Source organism: Pseudomonas sp. RT4P38, from assembly GCF_054897765.1.
The window spans coordinates 258,014-277,614 of sequence record NZ_CM142703.1 but is presented as its reverse complement, the minus strand read 5'-3'; the positions used below and the strand labels follow the sequence as shown (position 1 = coordinate 277,614).

Here is a 19,601-nt window from a genome sequence, read left to right as displayed (position 1 = left end):
AAGAAATTCTGAACTAATCTTCTGAATCGCCACTCAGAGTAACTGAATGGGTGGTGAAGCCCTTCGATGCTCCTAATGTTGTGTTAAGTGTTGGCAGATATCTGGACCCCGCCCTAGCGGTCCGGAACTTGAACCCCGGAACTTCCCCCTCCCCATAAGAAGTCCGGGGTTTTTTTTGCCTGCTGCTTTTGTTTGGACAGCTTACTCGGCAAGCTCGGCGCCCTTGTCTGCCAGTTCCATCCAGCCCGCCAGTACAGTGTAGGCGTCTTCCAGACCCATGCGCTTTGGCGCCGAAAATAGCTGGATGCTGATTGCATCACCCCAACCCCTGCGGATGTCTGCCTGAACCTTGAGCAGGACGTTTTTCGCCGCGCCGTAGGTCAGCTTGTCGGCTTTGGTCAGCAAAATGTGCATCGGCATGCCGCTGGCGACGGCCCAATCGAGCATTAGCAAGTCGAAGTCGGTCATTGGATGACGGATGTCCATCATCAAAATCAGACCTTTCAAACTTTCGCGACCACCCAGATACGCTTCCAGGTGACGCTGCCAATGCAGCTTCAACGGGATCGGTACTTTCGCGTAACCGTAACCCGGGAGGTCGACCAGACGACGATCATCGTCTAGCTTGAAGAAGTTCAAGAGCTGTGTGCGCCCCGGAGTTTTCGAGGTTCGCGCCAGGCTGGCGTGCGTCAGGGTGTTCAGAGCACTGGACTTGCCGGCGTTGGAACGTCCGGCGAAGGCCACTTCAAAGCCTTCGTCGTCGGGACATTGGTCGACTTTGGCGGCGCTGAGCATGAAGGTGGACTGTTGGCACAGACCGAGGATGGGGTTCTTGAGTTGCATGGGATTTCCGATGTGGGCGGCGCCGGGAATGGACGCGGCGAGCAGTGTCGTTTCCGTTTCAGTGACGCCAGTATATAATGCCGCAGATTTTGTGTGCGCTTTGTCCCAGCGTAGGATGAAGTTCACGAGAGCGATTGACCTTGATTGCGCACTAGAACGCAGCACGCTCTCAACCCTGAAAAGGTCGTTTTATGACGAAATGGCTGCTAGCTGCCGGTGTCTTGATGCCGCTTTACAGCGCTCAGGCTACACAGGATCCGGAAGCTGTGTACAACCGTGTTTGTGGTGCTTGTCATTCCGGCCAACTACCCATGGCGCCTAAAAAGGGCGATCAGGAAGCTTGGACGCCGAGGTTGGCGAAAGGTATGGGGACGCTGGTGCAACACGTAACCCAGGGTTTCAAGGCGATGCCGCCGCGTGGTTTGTGCATGGACTGCAGTGCCGAGGATTACCGAGCAATCATCCAGTGGATGAGCGAGTGATCCCGGCCCATAACTCTTTAACCCTTAGCCGTAGTTGGATTAGCTGATGAACAAATTGATCGTGAGTCTGCTGTTGACCGTGGGGATCTCCGGCATTGCCCATGCTGCAGGTGATGCGACTGCTGGTCAGGCGAAAGCCGCAGTATGTGGCGCCTGTCATGGCCCGGATGGCAACAGTATGGCGCCTAACTTTCCGAAACTGGCAGGCCAGGGCGAACGTTATCTGAACAAGCAGCTGGTCGACATCAAGTCCGGCAAACGCACGGTGCTGGAAATGACCGGCCTGCTGACCAACCTGAGCGATCAGGACCTGGCCGATATCTCCGCTTACTTCGCCAGCCAGAAAGGCAGTGTTGGCGCCGCCGACCCGAAAGTCGTGGCTCGCGGTGAAGCACTGTTCCGCGGCGGTGACCTGGCCAAAGGCCTGCCAGCCTGCACCGGCTGCCACTCGCCGGACGGCAAGGGTAACGCGGCTGCCGGTTTCCCGCACCTGGGCGGCCAGCACGCTCAATACATCGCCAAGCAACTGACCGACTTCCGCAAGGAAGAAGCCGGCCGCACCAACGATGGCGACACCAAGCCGATGCAGACCATCGCCAAAAGGCTGAGCGACGAAGATATCGCAGCAGTGTCCAGCTACATTCAAGGCCTGCACTAAGACCGGCAAATGGGGCGGCGCGCGAGGCTTACATCTCCTGCAACGTTAACGCTCTATTAATCCGTCGCAGCAAGTATAAAAAGGGTGGCTTAGGCCGCCCTTTTTTGTGGCCGCTGCCGTTACACTACAGAACTCAAGCCCGCCAGGACCTGTCTGAAAACAGGTCGCGCGAGGCGACCCAAATTGTCCAGGAGTAAAGCATGCGTAATCTGATCATCAGCGCCGCACTCGTCGCTGCCAGCCTGTTCGGCATGACTGCCCAAGCCGCCGAAGCACCCGCTGCCCCTTATGTCGAACTGACCAATCCGGTTCCGGTTGCCGTGCCTGGCAAGATCGAAGTCGTGGAGCTGTTCTGGTATGGCTGCCCGCATTGCTACGCTTTTGAGCCAGTGATCAATCCATGGGTCGAGAAGCTGCCTTCCGACGTCAACTTCGTCCGCATTCCGGCCATGTTCGGCGGCCCTTGGGACGCACACGGCCAGATGTTCCTGACCCTGGAAGCCATGGGTGTCGAGCACAAGGTTCACGCCGCGGTTTTCGAAGCGATCCAGAAAGAACACAAGAAACTGGTGACTCCAGAAGAAATGGCCGAATTCCTGGCCACTCAGGGTGTCGATAAAGTCAAGTTTCTGGCCACCTTCAACTCCTTCGCCATCAAGGGCAAAATCGTCCAGGCCAAAGAGCTGGCCAAGAAATATGAAATCTCCGGCGTTCCAACCATGGTCGTCAACGGCAAGTATCGCTTTGACGTGGGCTCTGCCGGCGGTGCCGAGCAAGCACTGCAACTGGCCGACAAACTGGTCGACAAAGAGCGAGCGGCTAACAAGGCTGCTGCCAACTAAGCGCGGGGCCTGCCATGCGCCGCTGGGGTACTGAACGCATCGTTGGCCTGCATGATCCACGGGTCAATGAGCATCATCTGGAATCGACGGGTTTGCCCGCAGACAGCCGTCTGCGCTTGCTCAGTTTCAATATCCAGGTCGGCATCAGTACCGAGCGTTATCGGCACTACCTGACCCGGGGCTGGCAGCATCTGTTGCCGCACACCGGGCGTGCCGACAATCTGCAAAAGATCGGTAATCTGTTGGGCGACTTCGATCTGGTCGCCTTGCAGGAGGCCGATGGCGGCAGCCTGCGATCAGGCTACGTCAATCAGGTCGAACACCTGGCCCAGCTCGGTGCATTCCCCTACTGGTATCAACAACTCAATCGCAATCTCGGGCGCCTCGGCCAGCACAGCAATGGCGTGCTCAGCCGCCTGCGCCCGTGGGCGATTGAAGATCATCCGCTACCGGGGCCCAAAGGTCGCGGGGCGATTCTGGTGCGCTTTGGCGAAGGCCCGGAAGCGCTGGTAGTAGTCATGATGCACCTGGCGCTCGGCGCGCGCGCCCGCACGATGCAGCTGTCGTACATCCGCGAGTTGATCGGCGGCTATAAACACCAGGTGCTGATGGGTGACATGAACACCCACGCCAGTGACTTGCTGCAAAACTCTCCATTGCGTGACCTCGGCCTGCTCGCGCCGCAACTGGAAGCGACCTTTCCCAGCTGGCGTCCGCAGCGTTGCCTGGACCATATTCTACTGAGCCCGACCCTGACCCTTGAAAAGGTCGAGGTGCTGGCACAACCCATTTCCGATCACCTGCCGGTCGCGGTAGAGATTCGTCTGCCGGGTTCGCTCACGGCTGATGCATTGCCCGCGTTGAGTCCTGCCCCTCGCGGATCCCATGAATGAGCGACGAAGCACAGCGCTGGAAAGAGAAATACCTCAAAAGCATCGAACAACAGGAAAAGCTTGAGCGTCGATGGGACGCCCGGCTCGACCTGCTTCGTCGTGGCTTGGTACGCAGCACCCTGGCAGCCGAGGGCACTGACCGCGCTGTTGACCTATGCATGAAGGAAATGCGCGAAGTCGTGCGCACCGACGACATGGACGCCGGCCTGGCCGCCCTGCTTCCGCGGCTGGAAAAAGCCGTACTCGACTCCGAACAGCGCCGGGAAACCCGGGTCAATCAAACCAGCGCCGCACTGACCGCACTGGTCTCGCAGCTGCAAACATTGCCGCTGCCCCGGGAAGTAAGCCGGCCGCTGAAAAACTTCGCCAAGCATCTGGATACAAGGGTCGGGCAGGCGCGCGAGATTCCGTTGCTGCTCAGCGAACTGAGTGGCCTGCAAGGCAAAGCCTTGGGTCAGCTTGAAAACCCGGTGGAACCCGGTCGCCCGGGTTTGCTGCAGCGACTGTTTGGTAGCCGCGAAACGGATGAAACGGCATTACAGGTCACCCCCGTCGCTATTCCGACGCCCGGCCCGCAGTATGCCGAATCGATGGCTCTGCCTCATGCCGAGAGACCACAGGTAAACGTCGATCTCGCGCCAGACGTCGATAAGCCGCAAGTGGCGGTCGTACACGTCGCCGCTCCCGTTGCTGCACCCGAGCGACTGACGATCGAGACACAATCGCCCGCAGCAGCGCCTTCTCCTGCCGTTGTAGCGTTTATCCCGCCAGTGCTTGAGCCGCAGCAAGCACCCGACCAGATACCAGAGACGCAACCGCAACCGGGCCTTGAACCTCCAGAAGAACTGGCTCCTTTGAGTATCGAGCCAGCAACTCAGGCTCAACCGGCACTCAATCCCGACGAATTAACCCCGGTGGTCTACCTCGACAGCCTGCCGCTGCCCCCGGCCATGGCCCAGGTGTTGGCCGCCGCAGGTCCTGAACAACCCGAACCGGATATTCTCTACGCCCTGCCGGACTCACCCGAACCCTCCTATAGCTCGGTGGCCAAGCACATCGAAGACACGCTACTGGGCTTACTCGACGACCTGACGCTTCCCGAGCATCATCGTCCGCAAGCCGAAACCCTGCGTGATCGACTGAAAAATGGCCTGAACTGGTATGAGTTGCTGCCAATCCTCGATGATCTGGCAACCTTGATGCTAGCCATCACCGACAGCGGCCAGCACGAATTCGAAGCCTATCTGCAGCAGCTCAACGAACGCCTCGAGTCGTTCCAAAGCAACTTGCAAGCCGCCAGCGACGGGCATGCCGACAACCGTTCTGCCGCACGCGAGATGGACACCCAGATCCGCGAGCAGGTCGACGGCTTGCAGAACAGCATGCAGGACGCGGCCGACCTGGACGATCTCAAGCACGTCCTGGAAAACCATTTGGAAGGCCTGCTCGGCACCATGGACCAGCACCAGAGGCAGCGTGACGAGCGCGAGCAGGAAGTCGCGGCGCGCCTTCATGGTCTGGCCGAACGCGTTGCGCACATGGAGCAGGAAGCCTTGGGCTACCGCGAGCATCTCGAAGAGCAACGCCAGAAAGCCTTGATCGATCCACTGACCGGCCTGCCTAACCGGGCTGCCTGGAGCGAACAGCTGGATCACGAAATCAGCCAATGGCAGCAACAGGGCAACTCCCTGTTGCTGGCAATGCTCGACCTCGACCATTTCAAACGTATCAACGATAACTATGGTCACCTGGCGGGCGACAAAGTGCTGAAAATCATCGCCAGCGTGCTCCGCAAGCGCCTGCGTGGGACGGATTTCATTGCCCGGTTTGGTGGTGAGGAGTTCGTCCTGTTGATGCCCGCGACAGTACCGGCTGTCGGCGCGAAACTGCTGGAAAACCTGCGCGCGTCGATCGAAGCCTGCCCTTTCCACTTCAAGGGTGAGCCGGTGACCATCACCATTTCCATGGGGCTGACTGCGTTCAAACCCGGCGAACATAGCGATCTGGTGCTGAAAAGAGCCGATCAGGCGCTATATCGGGCAAAACATGCAGGCCGCAACCGGGTGGAACTGGGCTGACGGTCAATTGTTCCATTTTGTTTAAAACTTCGCGCTGGCCGTCTGAGTGCAAGGCAGTACGTTACACTGTTGCATTACTGACTTGCGTGTGTTGCCTTCTGCCATGAAATACCTAGCCCTCGTCGTGTCGCTGATTCTGTTGGCCGGTTGTGCCAGCGGCCCACGGTTTGACACCCGTCACCCTTCAGCCAATCACGACAGCCGCATTCAGTTCGTGGTGGTGCATTACACCTCCGCGTCACTGGAACGTTCGCTGCAACTGCTGACCCATGGCGAGGTCAGCAGCCACTACCTGATTGGCGACGACAAGAACGCCACTATCTATAAGCTGGTGGATGAAAATCTCCGGTCCTGGCATGCAGGGGAAAGCGAATGGGGAGGCCGGACCTGGTTGAACTCCAGCTCCATTGGCATCGAAATCGTCAATCCGGGCTTCAAAGTCATCCCGACAGGGCGTCTCTGGTACCCCTATAGCGAAGCCCAGGTCCAGTCCTTGATCATTCTGCTCAAAGACATCAGCAAGCGTTACGCCATCAGCCCCCGCAACATCATCGGCCATAGCGACATCGCACCGCTGCGCAAGCTGGATCCGGGCCCGATGTTTCCCTGGAAACGTCTGGCTGCCGAAGGCCTTGGAGTCTGGCCGAACGAGCAGGCCGTAACGCGCCAGCAAGTACAGTTCGAAGTACAACTGCCAACCATCAGCTGGTTTCAGGCACAGCTGGCCCGCGCGGGTTATCCCACGCCGCAAACCGGCGAACTGGATGTTGCGACGCGTCATGTGATTGCGGCCTTTCAGATGCATTTCCGACCCTCTCGTTTCGATGGCACACCGGATGCGCAAACCGCGGCGCTTCTGCAAGTCTTGAATCAGACAAAATAATGACGCCCGCCCGACGGTCAGGGCTTTTTTTTCAACCAGCAGCTATAACTCATTGGTAACTCTTCGGATATTCCCTATGCCTGCTGCTCGAGAGACACTACGTAGTTGGTTCTATCGCCCCTGGTTTTTGGCGATACTGGCTGCTGCCTTGAGCGCGACACTCCTGATGGCCGGCAGCCTGTTCATGGCCATGCATCAAGTCGAGAAGAGCGAAAGCGAAGAGATGAATGCCCAGGGCGAGCGCTTCCTTGCTCGCCTGGAGCAACTTTTCGGGCAGTTGCGTGAAAGCCTCGACGACCTGGAAGCCCAGCCGTTACGAGGCTGCGATGACGAAATGATCGCGACCTTGCAGCAGGTCAGCTTCAATTACCGCTTCGTTTATGAAGCTGCCTATATGGATGCCTCGCGAATCTGCTCCAACCGCCCCCGCCAGGAAGGGCTGTCAATGATAAGGCCGCCGGACATAAGAGGCCCTACCTACAGTTACTGGCTGAACACCACGACCGAACCCGATGAAAACCGTGCCGCGCTGATGCTTGGGCGCGGTAATTTTCGTGTTGCGACGTCTCGCGGGCATTTGACTGACATGGTCGACTTGTTACCGGGAAGCAGCCTGCTGGTGGTACTCGACCACGGCACGCGCGCGATTCCGGTACTGGGTTTCTCACAGGTCTGGCCACCGACCGAACCCTGGCCCCCGAAAAGCGGCGACGCGCTACAGGTCACGCAGTCCCGCTTGATTTACCGCATGCCAACCAACAATCCCGAATACCAATTGGTGCTGATCAGCCCGCGCACCGGCATGAATGTGCCTGCGGTTTGGTGGTGGTTGCTACCGGCCAGCCTGGTGCTGGCGGTGTGTGTGGGCTTTCTGGTGCTTCTGTTGGTGCGCCAGCGACAGTCGCTGGACGCCGAACTGAGTGGCGCCATACGGCGAGGCGAGTTGCAGGTGTTGTACCAACCGATCTTCGACCTCGACAGTCGCAATTGTGTCGGAGCAGAAGCCTTGTTGCGCTGGCGAAGGCCGGACGGCACCCTCACCAGCCCCGACCTGTTCATTCCGATGGCAGAGAATACCGGTCAGATCCGCCAGATGACCGACTTCGTCCTGCAGCGCCTGCTTGAGCAACTTGGTCAATTGTTGCGAGCCAATCCACAGCTGTACATTTCGGTCAATCTGGCGGCCTGCGACGTCATGGTGCCGCGTATTGGCCAGGTGATGGCACGCCTGCTGACCTTGCACCGCGTCGCAGCAAAGCAAATTGCCTTTGAGGTCACCGAGCGGGGATTGATCGATGTCGTCGTAGCTCGGGAAAACCTGCAAGCCTTGCGGGATGTGGGGCATCAGGTGCTGATTGATGACTTTGGCACCGGCTATTGCAGCCTCGCCTATCTGCAAACCCTGCCAGTCGACTGCCTGAAAATCGATAAGGCGTTTATCGATGCGCTGGGTCATGACGCTGCGAGTAGCGGTGTCGCACCGCACATCATTCACATGGCCCAGGCCCTGCAACTCAAAGTCATTGCCGAAGGCATCGAACATGAATCCCAGGCGGCGTTTCTGAGCAGTGAAGGCGTGAAGTTCGGTCAGGGTTGGCTCTTTGCCCATGCGTTGAGCGCGGTGCAGTTCATCGAGCTGATTACCCGTGGCCGCCGATTGGCTGCTCGACGTCTCGATGACGAAGCCTGAAGCTGCTGCGGCTTATACCGACAGCGCCATATAGAACTGGGTACCCTGCCCTGGCCGCGAATAAACACCCATCCGTCCGCCGTGCAACTGCACGATTTCCTTGCACAGTGCGAGACCTAGCCCGGCACCGCCCTTCTTGCGACCCACCTGTACAAAGGGTTCGAAAATCCGCCCCTGCTGGCCGTAGGGAATACCTTCGCCGTTATCCTCGACGCTGATAATGACTCGCTCTCCATGGCGTCGAGCCTGCAAACGTATTTGCCCGCCGGGGGCGGTGTGGCGCAACGCGTTGTCGATCAGGTTATCGAGCACTCGGTCCAGCTGCGGCTGATCAGCCTGCAATCGCGGTAATGGCCCTTGCACCTCCACCGACAGGTCGATGCGCTGCTCTTTTGCAGGGCCGACAAAACGTTCCCGGGCCTGTTCCAGCAACTCCTCGATGGCGCACGGCGCCAGCGTGAGTTTCTGTAATCCGTTCTGATAGCGGGAGAAGTTCAGCAGATCGTTAATCAACTGCATCAAGCGCTGCATCTCTTCGTTCACGGTATCCAGCAAATCAGCTTCACGCGAGTCCTCGGCAAAGTGCGCGCGCTCGCGGAATAGGCCGAACGCCATGTGCATCCCAGTGACCGGCGTTCGCAATTCATGGGAGGCGCGCAGTACGAACTCGCTGCGCACTCGTTCAAATGCACGCTGTTCGGTGACGTCATGCAGCACCATCACAGCGCCGAGAATATGGCCCTGAGTATGGCTGACCGGTGTCAGGCTAAAGGTCAGCAACCGCGACTCACCGTCGACCTCGATACTCAGGTCTTCCGGCGCCCGCTCCAAGGTGCCGCCGCGTAGCACCAGTTGCAGCTGTTCATCGAGTTCGGGACGCTCAAGCGCCGTCCCCAGACCTTGACCGAGACGATCGGTGTCCCAACCCAACTGACGCTGCGCCACGGGGTTGAGGTGTTCCAAACGACCATCGCGGTCAATCATCAGCAACCCATCGTCGATGCTGTCGAGCACCGCCTGCAAACGTTGCTGGCCTGCGAGCAGCTCATGGACATTGGTGGCCTGATGCTCGCGCAAGGCTTCGGCCATGATCCCGAAGCGCTTGGTCAACTGGTTCATTTCCACTGCCGAGGAAATCGGCAGCGTAACTTCGAAATTACCTTGGCCAATGTTGTCCGCTGCCTGGGCCAGGGCCTCGATCGGTTCACCAAAACGTCGAGCGATAGCGTGGGCGGTGATGAAGCCGATGATCAGCACCGCCAGCCCCACAAGCCCGAGCAGGCCGGCAACCAGCAGCGCCCTTTCCCGAGCCTGCCGTTCGGTGGCATTGATGTTATCCAGCGCCCGCTTGTGCTCGGCGAGCAAACCATTGCGCAGCGCATTGAATTTTTCGGTGAGTACTTCGTTGCCACTCAACACGTGCGTCGAATCACGTGACGAGTCGTACGCTTGCAGAAAGCTCTGGTAGTCAGCCTTGGCCTGCGCGAAGCCGTACTGGAGCTCATCACCCGTCTGGGTATGGGCAATGCCGTCATCAAGCAACTGAAAATAATGCTGCCTGGACGCCTCGAACGCCGCAGGATCTGGCTTTTCGCTGAGCATGATGATCAGTTGATCGTCCAGGGTTTGACGCAATTTCAGCCCCAGGTCGAGCGTGACGAAATTATTGCGAATCAGCGCTTCCTGGGTACCCGCCATCTGCATGACGCTGACCAGCCCGAGCAACAGTCCAAGCAGCGCCACGGTGATCAGTGCGGAAATACTCAGAAACAGCCGCGTGCGCAACTTCATCGCCAGTTTCATCGCAGACAGCTCACAAGTTGTACTGCTTGCGTTTGCGATACAACGTCGAGGCATCGATACCCAGGGTCTTGGCGGCCTGGTCCAGTGTGTCTGCGGTGGCGAGGACTGCTCCGATGTGGGCTTTTTCCAACTCGTCCAGACTCAACGCAGCGCCGATCCGTGGTGCGTTGTTGACCGAAGTTTCGGCCATGCCAAGGTGGCTGATCTCGACCCGCTCCTGTGGACAGATAATGCTTGCCCGCTCCACAACGTTGCGCAGTTCGCGAATGTTCCCCGGCCAGCGGTAGCCGAGCAGCGCTTCACGGGCTTCGTCGCTGAAGCCCCGAGCCGGACGCGCGTACTCCTTGACGAAACGGGCCAGAAAGCGATCGGCCAGGTTCAGAATATCCTCCCTGCGCTCGCGCAGTGGCGGCAGGTGCAGGGTGATCACGTTCAGGCGGTAGAGCAAATCTTCACGGAAACGGCCATCGCGGACCATGTCTTCGAGGTTCTGGTTAGTGGCCGCGAGGATGCGCACATCGGCGCGGCGGGTGACCGGGTCGCCCACCCGTTCATATTCTTTATCCTGGATGAAACGCAGTAGTTTTGGTTGCAAAACCAACGGAAAATCGCCGATCTCGTCAAGAAACAGCGTCCCACCGTCGGCCTGATTGACACGACCCAGAGTACTTTCGCTGGCCCCGGTGAACGCGCCACGGCTGTGGCCGAAGAGCTCGCTTTCCATGAGTTCGGCGGTCAGGGACGGGCAGTTGATCGTGATGCAGGATTTCTTCGCGCGCTTGCTCCAGCCGTGAATGGCCTGGGACAGTTCGCCTTTACCGGTGCCGGACTCGCCGAGAATCAAAATATTGGCATCGGTGCTGGCCACCTGGCGGGCGGTTTCGAGCACGACTTTCATCGCCGGGCTGTGAGAGTCCAGGCCATCCTTGGGTTTGCGCACTTCGCCTTCAAGGGCTTCCAGACGTGCCGACAGTTGCCGTACTTCCAACTGCTTGGCGGTGGCCAGACGCAATTGGTCGGGGCTGCAAGGTTTGACCAGATAGTCGGCCGCACCGGCCTGTATGGCATCCACGGCGGTGTCCACAGCCGAATGAGCGGTGACGATCACCACCCTCATCCAGGGTGCCTGAATACGCATTTGGGCCAGTACATCGAGGCCATTGTCTTCACCCAGGCGCAGGTCGAGGAAGCACAGGTCGAAGACTTGGCGCTGAAGCAGTGCATCAGCCTGGGCGGCGCTGTTGGCGGTAGCGACGCTGTAGCCTTCATCTTCGAGGCAATAACGGAAAGTACGCAGGATGGCGGACTCATCGTCCACCAGCAGAATGCGGCCTTGATGCTCAGTGGCGGATTCCATTTCCTACGCTCCTTAATGAATGATCTTGGTTAGTCCCGGAAAAATCGGGCAAGTTGCATGGTTGATTCTGGTCGATTCCAGCCACAGCAGCGTAGCTCTCTCCGCACCCTACGGCTAATCGTCTGATTTCGTTGTTTTTTTATCAGATAGCCGGTTCGCAGGCAGTTGCCGGTGTCCCCTTGTGACATCCATGCCCTCCTCGCAATTCAAAAATATTGAAATTTCCTACGAATCTATCGTGCATTACGCACGACTTCAAAAGGACCATCGTGCAGGATGCGTCCGATCCGAATCCCACATCATTCATAACATATTGATTTTGTTCGATTTTATTATCATGAAAAACTGGCATGCAGGCTGCAATAGTTTGCTTAAACAGGGCATCTAAACGGCGCCCGAACAAGATCACCACCGTGTGGGAGGAGCTTCAGGATGAGTCGTCAACGTGCCACCCAATTGCGTTTCTCGCCACTGCATATCCAGCAAGGTCTGTTTGCTGTCCTGGCGCTATTAATTACCTTGATCGGCGGCCAGCAGTTTCAGCGTTGGGAGCAAAGTCAGCAGCAAGAAGCGCCACGCCTCTCGATCCAGCATCCGACCCAAACCCATTTCAGTGCGGCCAGCAATAACCAGGCTGACAGTGCGCCGATGCGAATGATGGACGTCGACCAGGCTCAGCCTGTGGATGAGATGCCTCGTCAGGAACGTTGGGTGTTCTAAACACAAACTTGGCGCGTTCGATGCGCCGGGAAAAGCACCACAAGTCACATCTCTAAATAGAAGCGTAAGGAGAATCACCATGTTGAGCTGGGCAATCACATTCTTGATCATTGCCATCATCGCTGCGGTATTGGGCTTCGGTGGTATCGCGGGCACCGCCACGGGTATCGCCAAGATTCTCTTTGTCGTGTTCCTGGTGATGTTTATTGCTTCCTTCTTCTTTGGCCGTCGCGGTCGAGGCTGAATATGAGCGTTTTATTAAAGACTCTGGCAGCCGCCTTGCTTCTGGGCGGTTGTGCCATGGCGATGGACTGAGTTCGAAACAAGAAAGAAGCCACAGCGCTTCTTTCCCATGCGCTACCCGAGGAAGGTAGCCGCATGACCAAGGAGTCGGGACGTTCTGCCTGTTTCAGGGGCGGAGTGACCTACGGGCACATGGAGTGTCTGCGCAAGGGCCGGGTCAGGCAAAGCTGCGACGCAAGTTCGCCGGTTACTCATGACTTGACGGGCTTGCGAGGTGCTTCGTCAGCGTAAAGCATTGTCCTAGAGCGTTCTGCTCGCATCCCCCGCTCCCCCTCTGTCAATCCCTCGCAAAACAATTTCACGGTGTTTCTTTTGTGACCGTATATCGAGAAAGCTGCGCCTAAAAAATAGAGAAGTTTCGCGTTTAAACGTAGGCTTTTTCCCAATTTTTTGCCCGAATCCCCTCGCTTAAAAAACAACCAACCTCCTCTGTGATGGCCGGTTCACGGCACTTATGCCTGCCGAAATGTCGTATTCGAACCGGTTGGGACGCGAGTTTCAGTTCAAAAAGCTCATGCCGATTCGGCATAGGGTAGGCGTTTACGGCATTAGACGTTGCTTCCTTGCATCTGAATAGTTGCGCCTTTTTTCGCCTGCCAGAGAGCCGATAACAAGCGCTCCGGGGCACCTTATACGGGGGTAGACGCACAAGACTTTTTCGCCACAAGCGTTCCAGTTTTTTGCATCTGCCTGAGTCAAACGCAAGTAAGGGTAAAGATATGAAGAAGGCAAAGCTTAGCCTCGCCTGGCAGATCCTCATCGGTCTGGTATTGGGGATTGCAATCGGTGCGCTGCTCAACCATTTCAGTGCCGAAAAGGCTTGGTGGATCAGCAACGTCCTGCAACCGGCAGGCGATATCTTTATCCGTCTGATCAAGATGATTGTGATCCCGATCGTGATCTCGTCCTTGATCGTCGGTATCGCGGGTGTCGGTGACGCGAAGAAGCTCGGCAGCATCGGCCTGAAGACCATCATCTACTTCGAGATCGTCACCACGATCGCCATCGTCGTCGGCCTGGTGTTGGCCAACCTGTTCCATCCGGGTGCCGGCATCGACATGAGCACGCTGGGTACTGTGGATATTTCCAAGTACCAGGCCACTGCGGCCGAGGTTCAGCATGAACATGCGTTCATCGAAACCATCCTCAACCTGATCCCGTCCAACATCTTCGCGGCTATTGCCCGCGGTGAGATGCTGCCGATCATTTTCTTCTCGGTGTTGTTCGGCCTCGGTCTGTCGAGCCTGAAGGCTGACTTGCGCGACCCGCTGGTGAAGTTGTTCCAGGGCGTGTCGGAAAGCATGTTCAAGGTCACCCACATGATCATGAACTACGCCCCGATCGGCGTTTTCGCACTGATCGCGGTGACCGTGGCCAACTTTGGTTTCGCCTCCCTGCTGCCGCTGGCCAAACTGGTGATCCTGGTTTACGTCGCCATCGCCTTCTTTGCCTTCGTGGTGCTGGGCCTGATCGCTCGCCTGTTTGGCTTCTCGGTGATCAAGCTGATGCGCATCTTCAAGGATGAGCTGGTGCTGGCCTACTCCACCGCCAGTTCCGAAACCGTGCTGCCGCGCGTTATCGAGAAGATGGAAGCCTACGGCGCGCCGAAAGCCATTTGCAGCTTCGTGGTCCCGACCGGCTACTCGTTCAACCTTGATGGTTCGACCCTGTACCAGAGCATTGCGGCGATCTTCATTGCCCAGCTCTATGGCATCGACCTGTCCATCAGCCAGCAATTGCTGCTGGTGCTGACCCTGATGGTCACCTCCAAAGGCATCGCCGGTGTACCGGGCGTGTCCTTCGTGGTGTTGCTGGCCACCCTGGGCAGCGTCGGCATTCCACTCGAAGGCCTGGCGTTCATCGCGGGTGTCGACCGCATCATGGACATGGCGCGAACCGCGCTGAACGTGATCGGCAATGCCCTGGCCGTATTGGTCATCTCCCGTTGGGAAGGCATGTACGACGATGCCAAGGGCCAACGCTACTGGAACTCCCTGCCGCACTGGCGCAGCAAGGAAAAGTTGCCGGTCGGTGAAGTCACCAGCAACTGAGTCATCCTGCATTAGAACCAAAACAAACCCCGGAGAAATCCGGGGTTTGTCGTTTCTGGCGACCCCGCTATCATTCGCCGCATTCTTCGGGGGATTTAACTGATGCTCAATGGCCTGTGGCTAAGCTTTTTCATCGTGGCTGCCGTTTCGGCACTGGCGCAATGGCTGATCGGCGGTAACGCCGGGATCTTCGCGACGATGGTGGAAAGCATTTTCGCCATGGCCAAATTGTCGGTCGAGGTGATGGTCCTGCTGTTCGGCACCCTCACCCTCTGGCTGGGCTTTCTGCGGATTGCCGAGAAGGCCGGGATCGTCGAGTGGCTGGCCAAGGCGCTCGGCCCATTGTTTCTGCGCCTGATGCCCGAAGTTCCGGCGGGTCACCCGGCCATCGGCCTGATCACGCTGAACTTTGCCGCGAATGGTCTGGGCCTGGACAACGCCGCTACGCCGATCGGCCTTAAAGCCATGAAGTCGCTGCAAGAACTCAACCCCAGCGACACCATCGCCAGCAATGCGCAGATCCTGTTCCTGGTACTCAACGCCTCCTCCCTGACCCTTCTGCCGGTGACGATCTTCATGTACCGCGCGCAGCAAGGTGCCCCCGATCCGACCTTGGTGTTCCTGCCCATCCTGCTCGCCACCAGTTGCTCGACATTGGTCGGCCTGCTGTCGGTGGCGTTCATGCAGCGTCTGCGCCTGTGGGACCCGGTGGTGCTCGCGTACTTGATTCCCGGTGCCCTGGCCCTCGGTAGCTTCATGGCGCTGCTGGCGACGCTCTCGGCGACCGCTCTGGCCGGCCTGTCATCGATCCTCGGCAACCTGACGCTGTTCGGGCTGATCATGTTGTTTCTGGTGATCGGCGCGTTACGTAAGGTCAAGGTCTACGAAGCGTTCATCGAAGGCGCCAAAGAAGGCTTCGACGTGGCCAAGAACCTGCTGCCGTATCTGGTGGCGATGCTGTGTGCCGTCGGCGTGCTGCGGGCATCCGGAGCGCTGGACTTTGGCCTGGACGGGATTCGGCATTTTGTGGAATGGGCCGGGTGGGACACGCGCTTCGTCGATGCGCTGCCGACCGCCATGGTCAAGCCGTTCTCCGGCAGTGCCGCCCGGGCGATGCTGATCGAAACCATGAAAACGTCTGGCGTGGACAGCTTCCCGGCGCTGGTGGCGGCGACGATTCAGGGCAGTACCGAAACGACCTTCTATGTATTGGCGGTGTACTTCGGCGCGGTGGGGATCCAGCGGGCGCGGCATGCGGTAGGGTGTGCGTTGCTGGCCGAACTAGCCGGGGTGTTGGGCGCGATCGGGGTTTGTTACTGGTTCTTTGGCTAAACCTATATCCCTGTGGGAGCGAGCTTGCTCGCGATAGCGGTGTATCAGTCGACATGAATGTGGGCTGTACTCAGTCATCGCGAGCAAGCTCGCTCCCACAATGAAGTGTGCAGGTCTTCAAGGCCTCAGCGGCGGCGCAACTTTCTGTCCTTGCTCAACCGCCCAAGCCACCACCTGCGACGTCAGTTGATCACTGGCCTGGCCAAACCCGGCCACCACCGCCGGCACCTTCACATCGCTCAATGGCTGGCGCACTTCAAAGCGTCGGCTGGCGAGGATTCGCTGGTCATAACCGCGCACCAGCAACGCATCCAGACGCACGACCACGCTTGCAGCCGTGCCTTGGTACTCGGTCTGGAACGCTTGCAGGCTACCGCCCAGTTCAAGATCTGCCTGGAAGTTGCTGTCATCGGTACTCAGCAATGAAACTCGACCATCACGCTGGAAACCGTCCAACAGGCGATTGCGCAGCAACACCGGTGCCGGGTCGCTCCAGCGCGAGGCCTTGTAGCTGCTGATCAGATCACCCCGAGGGATCACGGCGATCTTCGGGCTGTTCAAGGCCTCGCTGGCCTGCGGCTTGGCCAGGCGCAGCGACCAGCGTTGCGACGTCCCGTGACTGGCCGGTGCGCTGCTCTGGGCCGAAGGCAACCGATAGACATCGGACGGCTCGGACTTGGGCAGGATCGAGCAGGAGCTGACCCCAATGAAGCTGACGAGGAGGGCGAGGTGAGTCAGCTTCATGGCGTGAACTCCTTGTTCTTGTCATTGCCCAGCAAGTAACCGCTGGGGTTGGCTTCCAGACGCTGGGAAATAGCCCGCAACGATGTCAGGGTATCGCGCAGCTCACGCACCGCCGGGGCCAGGCCATTGAGGCCTTGCATGCCGCTGTTGAGCGAATCCTGATTGGTCGTGAGCAACGTGTTGATGGTCGCGCTGCTCTGTTCCAGCGATTTCATCGCCTGCTCGGCGCTGCCGAACATCTGCTTGCCTTGATCGTTGAGCATGCCGTTGGCGTTGCGCATCAGCGCCGATGTCTGTTCCAGCATCGCGCCGGCCTGTTTGCCGACCGACGCCAGTTGCTGCATTGCCTGGCGGATGTCGCCGCGCTGGTCGGCGATGGTGCCGGTGGTTTGTTCCAGATGTTCAAGGGTCTTGCTGATGCGCTCTACGTTCTCCGCGGAAAACATCTGGTTGGCGTTATGCATCAGCATGCTCACGCCAGCCATCAGGTCATTGCTGTCGTTCAACAGACGGGCGATGGGTGAGGGCGAGGCAATGATCGTCGGTAAATTACCGTCCTTGCCCTTGAGCGTCGGACTCTGCGGAGTACCACCGCTGAGCTGGATGATCGAGGTCCCGGTAATCCCGGTCAGTGCCAGTTTGGCCTGGGTGTCTTCCTTGATCGGGGTATCGCCGCCCAGGCGGATCCGCGCCAGCACCCGGCGTGGGTCTTTCGGGTCCAGGCGCAGGGTCACCACGTCGCCGACCTTGATCCCGCTGTACTGCACGGCGCTTCCCTTGGACAGGCCGCTGACGGCCTCGTTGAAGACAATCTCGTAATCCTTGAACTCGGTGTCGACGCTGGACTTGGCCAGCCACAAGCCGAAGAGCAGGGCGCTCGCCACCACAATCACGGTGAACAGGCCGATCAATACATGATGGGCTCGGGTTTCCATGTCAGACCTCCTTAAGCTGTTGAGCGGCCGTCAGCGCCGCGCGGCCGCGAGGGCCATGGAAGTATTCGTGAATCCACGCATCGTCGGCTTCCGACACCTTGTCGATAGCGTCCGCCACCAGCACTTTCTTCTGCGCCAGCACCGCCACCCGGTCAGTGATGGTGTAGAGCGTGTCGAGGTCGTGGGTGACCAGAAACACACTCAGGCCCAACGCATCGCGCAGGGTCAGAATTAATTGATCGAACGCGGCCGCGCCAATCGGATCGAGGCCGGCGGTGGGTTCGTCGAGAAACAGGATGTCCGGATCCAGCGCCAACGCCCGGGCCAGTGCCGCACGCTTGATCATGCCGCCGGACAGTGAAGCGGGGTACTTGTCGGCCGCCGACAGCGGCAGCCCGGCCAAGGCCAGTTTCACCGCCGCCAGGTGCTCGGCGTCCTCTCGGCTCAAACCGGCATGCTCGATCAGGGGTAGGGCGACGTTCTCGGTGACCGTCAGCGAAGAGAACAGGGCGCCTTTCTGGAACAGCACGCCGAAGCGCCGTTCGACCTTCGAGCGCTCGTGTTCAGACAGCGTCGGCAGGTTTTTACCGAAGACCTTCACCACCCCTTCGCTGGGCTGGCGTAGCCCGACGATGCTGCGCAACAGCACCGATTTACCGCTGCCGGAACCGCCGACCACGGCGAGGATTTCGCCCTTGTACAAATCCAGGTCGAGGTTCTCATGCACGCTCTGACGGCCGAAGCGATTGCACAGCCCGCGGACTTCAATCACCGCCTCGGAGGGCGCTCTGGGTAGACGACTCACCAGCCCATCTCCATGAAAAACAGCGCGGCCACGGCGTCGAGCACGATCACCACGAAAATCGACTGGACCACGCTCGACGTGGTGTGCGCGCCGACGGACTCGGCGCTGCCGCTGACTTTGAAGCCTTCAAGACAGCCAATGGCGGCAATCAAAAACGCGAAAATCGGCGCTTTGACGATCCCGACCAGGAAGTGCTGAACGCCGATGTCCGATTGCAGCAGCGACAGGAACATCGCGGGCGAAATATCCAGCGACACTGCGCAAACCACACCGCCGCCGACAATCCCCGAAAGCATCGCCAGAAAAGTCAGCATCGGCAGCGCGACCAGCAGGGCCAACACTCGCGGCACCACCAGCAACTCCATCGGGTCGAGGCCCAAGGTGCGAATAGCGTCGATTTCTTCGTTGGCTTTCATCGAGCCGATCTGCGCGGTGAACGCACTGGCGGTGCGGCCGGCCATCAGGATCGCGGTCAGCAACACACCGAATTCGCGCAGGAAGGAGAACGCCACCAGGTCCACGGTGAAAATACTTGCGCCGAAGCTCGCCAGCACCGTCGCGCCGAGAAACGCCACCACGGCGCCCACCAAAAAGGTCAACAGGGCGACGATGGGCGCGGCGTCGAGGCCGGTCTGTTCGATGTGCGCCACCATCGGCGTGATGCGCCAGCGCTTGGGGCGAAACAGACCGCGGGCGATGGTTTCCAGGATCAGGCCGACGAAACCCAGCAGTTGCAGGGTGTCCTGCCAGACCGTGTCCACCGCGCGGCCGATGCGGGTCAGCAGTTGAATGCCGACGCTGATTTCCGGTTCCTTGATCGGCACGCAGAAGTCGGTCAGCGAGCAATAGACGGTTTGTAGCAAAGCGCGATCGGCGGAGGAGAGGGTGCACTCGGGGTGTTCAGCCGATCGGCCGAGGCGCTCGGACCCCAGCAACTCCACCAGCAGCGACGCGCCGGCGGTATCGAGCGCGCCGAGGCCGTTGAGGTCGATGTGAGTGCTGTCGTCGTATTGGCCGTAGAGCTTTTCGCTCAGGTGCTTGAGATCGGCGTAATGGGCAAGCGTCCAGTCGCCCGTGACCCGCAACTGAGCAGGGGAGTGAGAGGTGTCCAGTTGGGCACTGCCGGCCATTGTGTTACTGGTCATAAGCTCCGTGCTTTATCGGCTATTACGCAGATCTACG

The 19,601-nt window shown here is 58.9% G+C and carries 18 protein-coding genes; 11 read left to right on the top strand and 7 right to left on the bottom strand.

The annotated features are described in order from the left end of the window. Positions 1 to 201: 201 nt before the first annotated feature. Entirely contained in the window at positions 202 to 843 is a 642-nt protein-coding gene (gene yihA / locus ACYZT7_RS01245) for a ribosome biogenesis GTP-binding protein YihA/YsxC (RefSeq protein WP_462039640.1), read from the bottom strand. Positions 844 to 1,034: 191 nt separating this feature from the next. On the opposite strand from yihA, the gene ACYZT7_RS01240 reads away from it, so the two are divergent. The 7 genes from ACYZT7_RS01240 (at position 1,035) to ACYZT7_RS01210 (ending at position 8,369) form a co-directional block, all read left to right on the top strand. Next, positions 1,035 to 1,325, top strand: a complete 291-nt coding sequence (locus ACYZT7_RS01240; RefSeq protein WP_449644419.1) for a c-type cytochrome — start codon at positions 1,035 to 1,037, stop codon at positions 1,323 to 1,325. 46 nt (positions 1,326 to 1,371) lie between these two features. Further along, positions 1,372 to 1,983, top strand: a complete 612-nt coding sequence (locus ACYZT7_RS01235) for a c-type cytochrome (protein ID WP_462039639.1) — start codon at positions 1,372 to 1,374, stop codon at positions 1,981 to 1,983. A gap of 200 nt (positions 1,984 to 2,183) precedes the next feature. Then, a complete protein-coding gene (locus ACYZT7_RS01230; protein ID WP_462039638.1) occupies positions 2,184 to 2,825 on the top strand; it encodes a thiol:disulfide interchange protein DsbA/DsbL in 642 nt (213 codons plus the stop codon). 14 nt (positions 2,826 to 2,839) lie between these two features. Continuing rightward, the gene (locus ACYZT7_RS01225; protein WP_449644422.1) at positions 2,840 to 3,718 is read left to right on the top strand and encodes an endonuclease/exonuclease/phosphatase family protein; all 879 of its coding nucleotides are present in this window, start codon (positions 2,840 to 2,842) and stop codon (positions 3,716 to 3,718) included. Further along, positions 3,715 to 5,796: a diguanylate cyclase gene (locus tag ACYZT7_RS01220; RefSeq protein ID WP_462039637.1), complete on the top strand. Its 2,082-nt coding sequence runs from the start codon at positions 3,715 to 3,717 to the stop codon at positions 5,794 to 5,796. The genes ACYZT7_RS01225 and ACYZT7_RS01220 overlap by 4 nt, the downstream gene beginning before the upstream one ends. A 103-nt stretch (positions 5,797 to 5,899) precedes the next feature. After that, positions 5,900 to 6,679 carry an N-acetylmuramoyl-L-alanine amidase gene (locus ACYZT7_RS01215; RefSeq protein ID WP_462039636.1) on the top strand — a complete coding sequence of 260 codons (780 nt, stop codon included), beginning with the start codon at positions 5,900 to 5,902 and terminating at the stop codon, positions 6,677 to 6,679. A 76-nt stretch (positions 6,680 to 6,755) separates the two neighbouring features. Next, positions 6,756 to 8,369: an EAL domain-containing protein gene (locus ACYZT7_RS01210; protein WP_462039635.1), complete on the top strand. Its 1,614-nt coding sequence runs from the start codon at positions 6,756 to 6,758 to the stop codon at positions 8,367 to 8,369. A 12-nt stretch (positions 8,370 to 8,381) separates the two neighbouring features. Here ACYZT7_RS01210 and ACYZT7_RS01205 read toward each other — a convergent pair whose 3' ends face one another. After that, positions 8,382 to 10,172, bottom strand: a complete 1,791-nt coding sequence (locus ACYZT7_RS01205; protein ID WP_462039634.1) for an ATP-binding protein — start codon at positions 10,170 to 10,172, stop codon at positions 8,382 to 8,384. A gap of 10 nt (positions 10,173 to 10,182) precedes the next feature. After that, positions 10,183 to 11,529, bottom strand: coding sequence for a sigma-54-dependent response regulator transcription factor AlgB (gene algB, locus ACYZT7_RS01200; protein WP_462039633.1), 1,347 nt, complete (start codon positions 11,527 to 11,529; stop codon positions 10,183 to 10,185). A 432-nt stretch (positions 11,530 to 11,961) separates the two neighbouring features. Here algB and ACYZT7_RS01195 point away from each other — a divergent pair, with 432 nt between their 5' ends. The 4 genes from ACYZT7_RS01195 (at position 11,962) to ACYZT7_RS01180 (ending at position 15,935) form a co-directional block, all read left to right on the top strand. Continuing rightward, positions 11,962 to 12,249, top strand: a complete 288-nt coding sequence (locus tag ACYZT7_RS01195) for a hypothetical protein (protein WP_462039632.1) — start codon at positions 11,962 to 11,964, stop codon at positions 12,247 to 12,249. Between the two features lie 79 nt (positions 12,250 to 12,328). Continuing rightward, entirely contained in the window at positions 12,329 to 12,493 is a 165-nt protein-coding gene (locus tag ACYZT7_RS01190) for a DUF1328 domain-containing protein (protein ID WP_003177151.1), read from the top strand. 778 nt (positions 12,494 to 13,271) lie between these two features. After that, positions 13,272 to 14,603, top strand: a complete 1,332-nt coding sequence (gene gltP / locus ACYZT7_RS01185) for a glutamate/aspartate:proton symporter GltP (protein ID WP_462039631.1) — start codon at positions 13,272 to 13,274, stop codon at positions 14,601 to 14,603. A 102-nt stretch (positions 14,604 to 14,705) separates the two neighbouring features. Continuing rightward, entirely contained in the window at positions 14,706 to 15,935 is a 1,230-nt protein-coding gene (locus tag ACYZT7_RS01180) for a nucleoside recognition domain-containing protein (protein WP_462039630.1), read from the top strand. A gap of 117 nt (positions 15,936 to 16,052) precedes the next feature. Here ACYZT7_RS01180 and ACYZT7_RS01175 read toward each other — a convergent pair whose 3' ends face one another. Genes ACYZT7_RS01175 through ACYZT7_RS01160 form a run of 4 tightly spaced genes read right to left on the bottom strand, consistent with a single transcriptional unit; the run spans position 16,053 to position 19,564 of the window. Then, positions 16,053 to 16,679: an ABC-type transport auxiliary lipoprotein family protein gene (locus ACYZT7_RS01175; protein WP_462039629.1), complete on the bottom strand. Its 627-nt coding sequence runs from the start codon at positions 16,677 to 16,679 to the stop codon at positions 16,053 to 16,055. Further along, the gene (locus ACYZT7_RS01170; protein ID WP_462039628.1) at positions 16,676 to 17,614 is read right to left on the bottom strand and encodes an MlaD family protein; all 939 of its coding nucleotides are present in this window, start codon (positions 17,612 to 17,614) and stop codon (positions 16,676 to 16,678) included. The genes ACYZT7_RS01175 and ACYZT7_RS01170 overlap by 4 nt, the downstream gene beginning before the upstream one ends. Position 17,615: 1 nt before the next feature. Beyond that, the gene (locus ACYZT7_RS01165; protein WP_462039627.1) at positions 17,616 to 18,419 is read right to left on the bottom strand and encodes an ABC transporter ATP-binding protein; all 804 of its coding nucleotides are present in this window, start codon (positions 18,417 to 18,419) and stop codon (positions 17,616 to 17,618) included. Further along, the gene (locus ACYZT7_RS01160; protein WP_462039626.1) at positions 18,416 to 19,564 is read right to left on the bottom strand and encodes an ABC transporter permease; all 1,149 of its coding nucleotides are present in this window, start codon (positions 19,562 to 19,564) and stop codon (positions 18,416 to 18,418) included. The genes ACYZT7_RS01165 and ACYZT7_RS01160 overlap by 4 nt, the downstream gene beginning before the upstream one ends. Between the last annotated feature and the right edge of the window lie 37 nt (positions 19,565 to 19,601).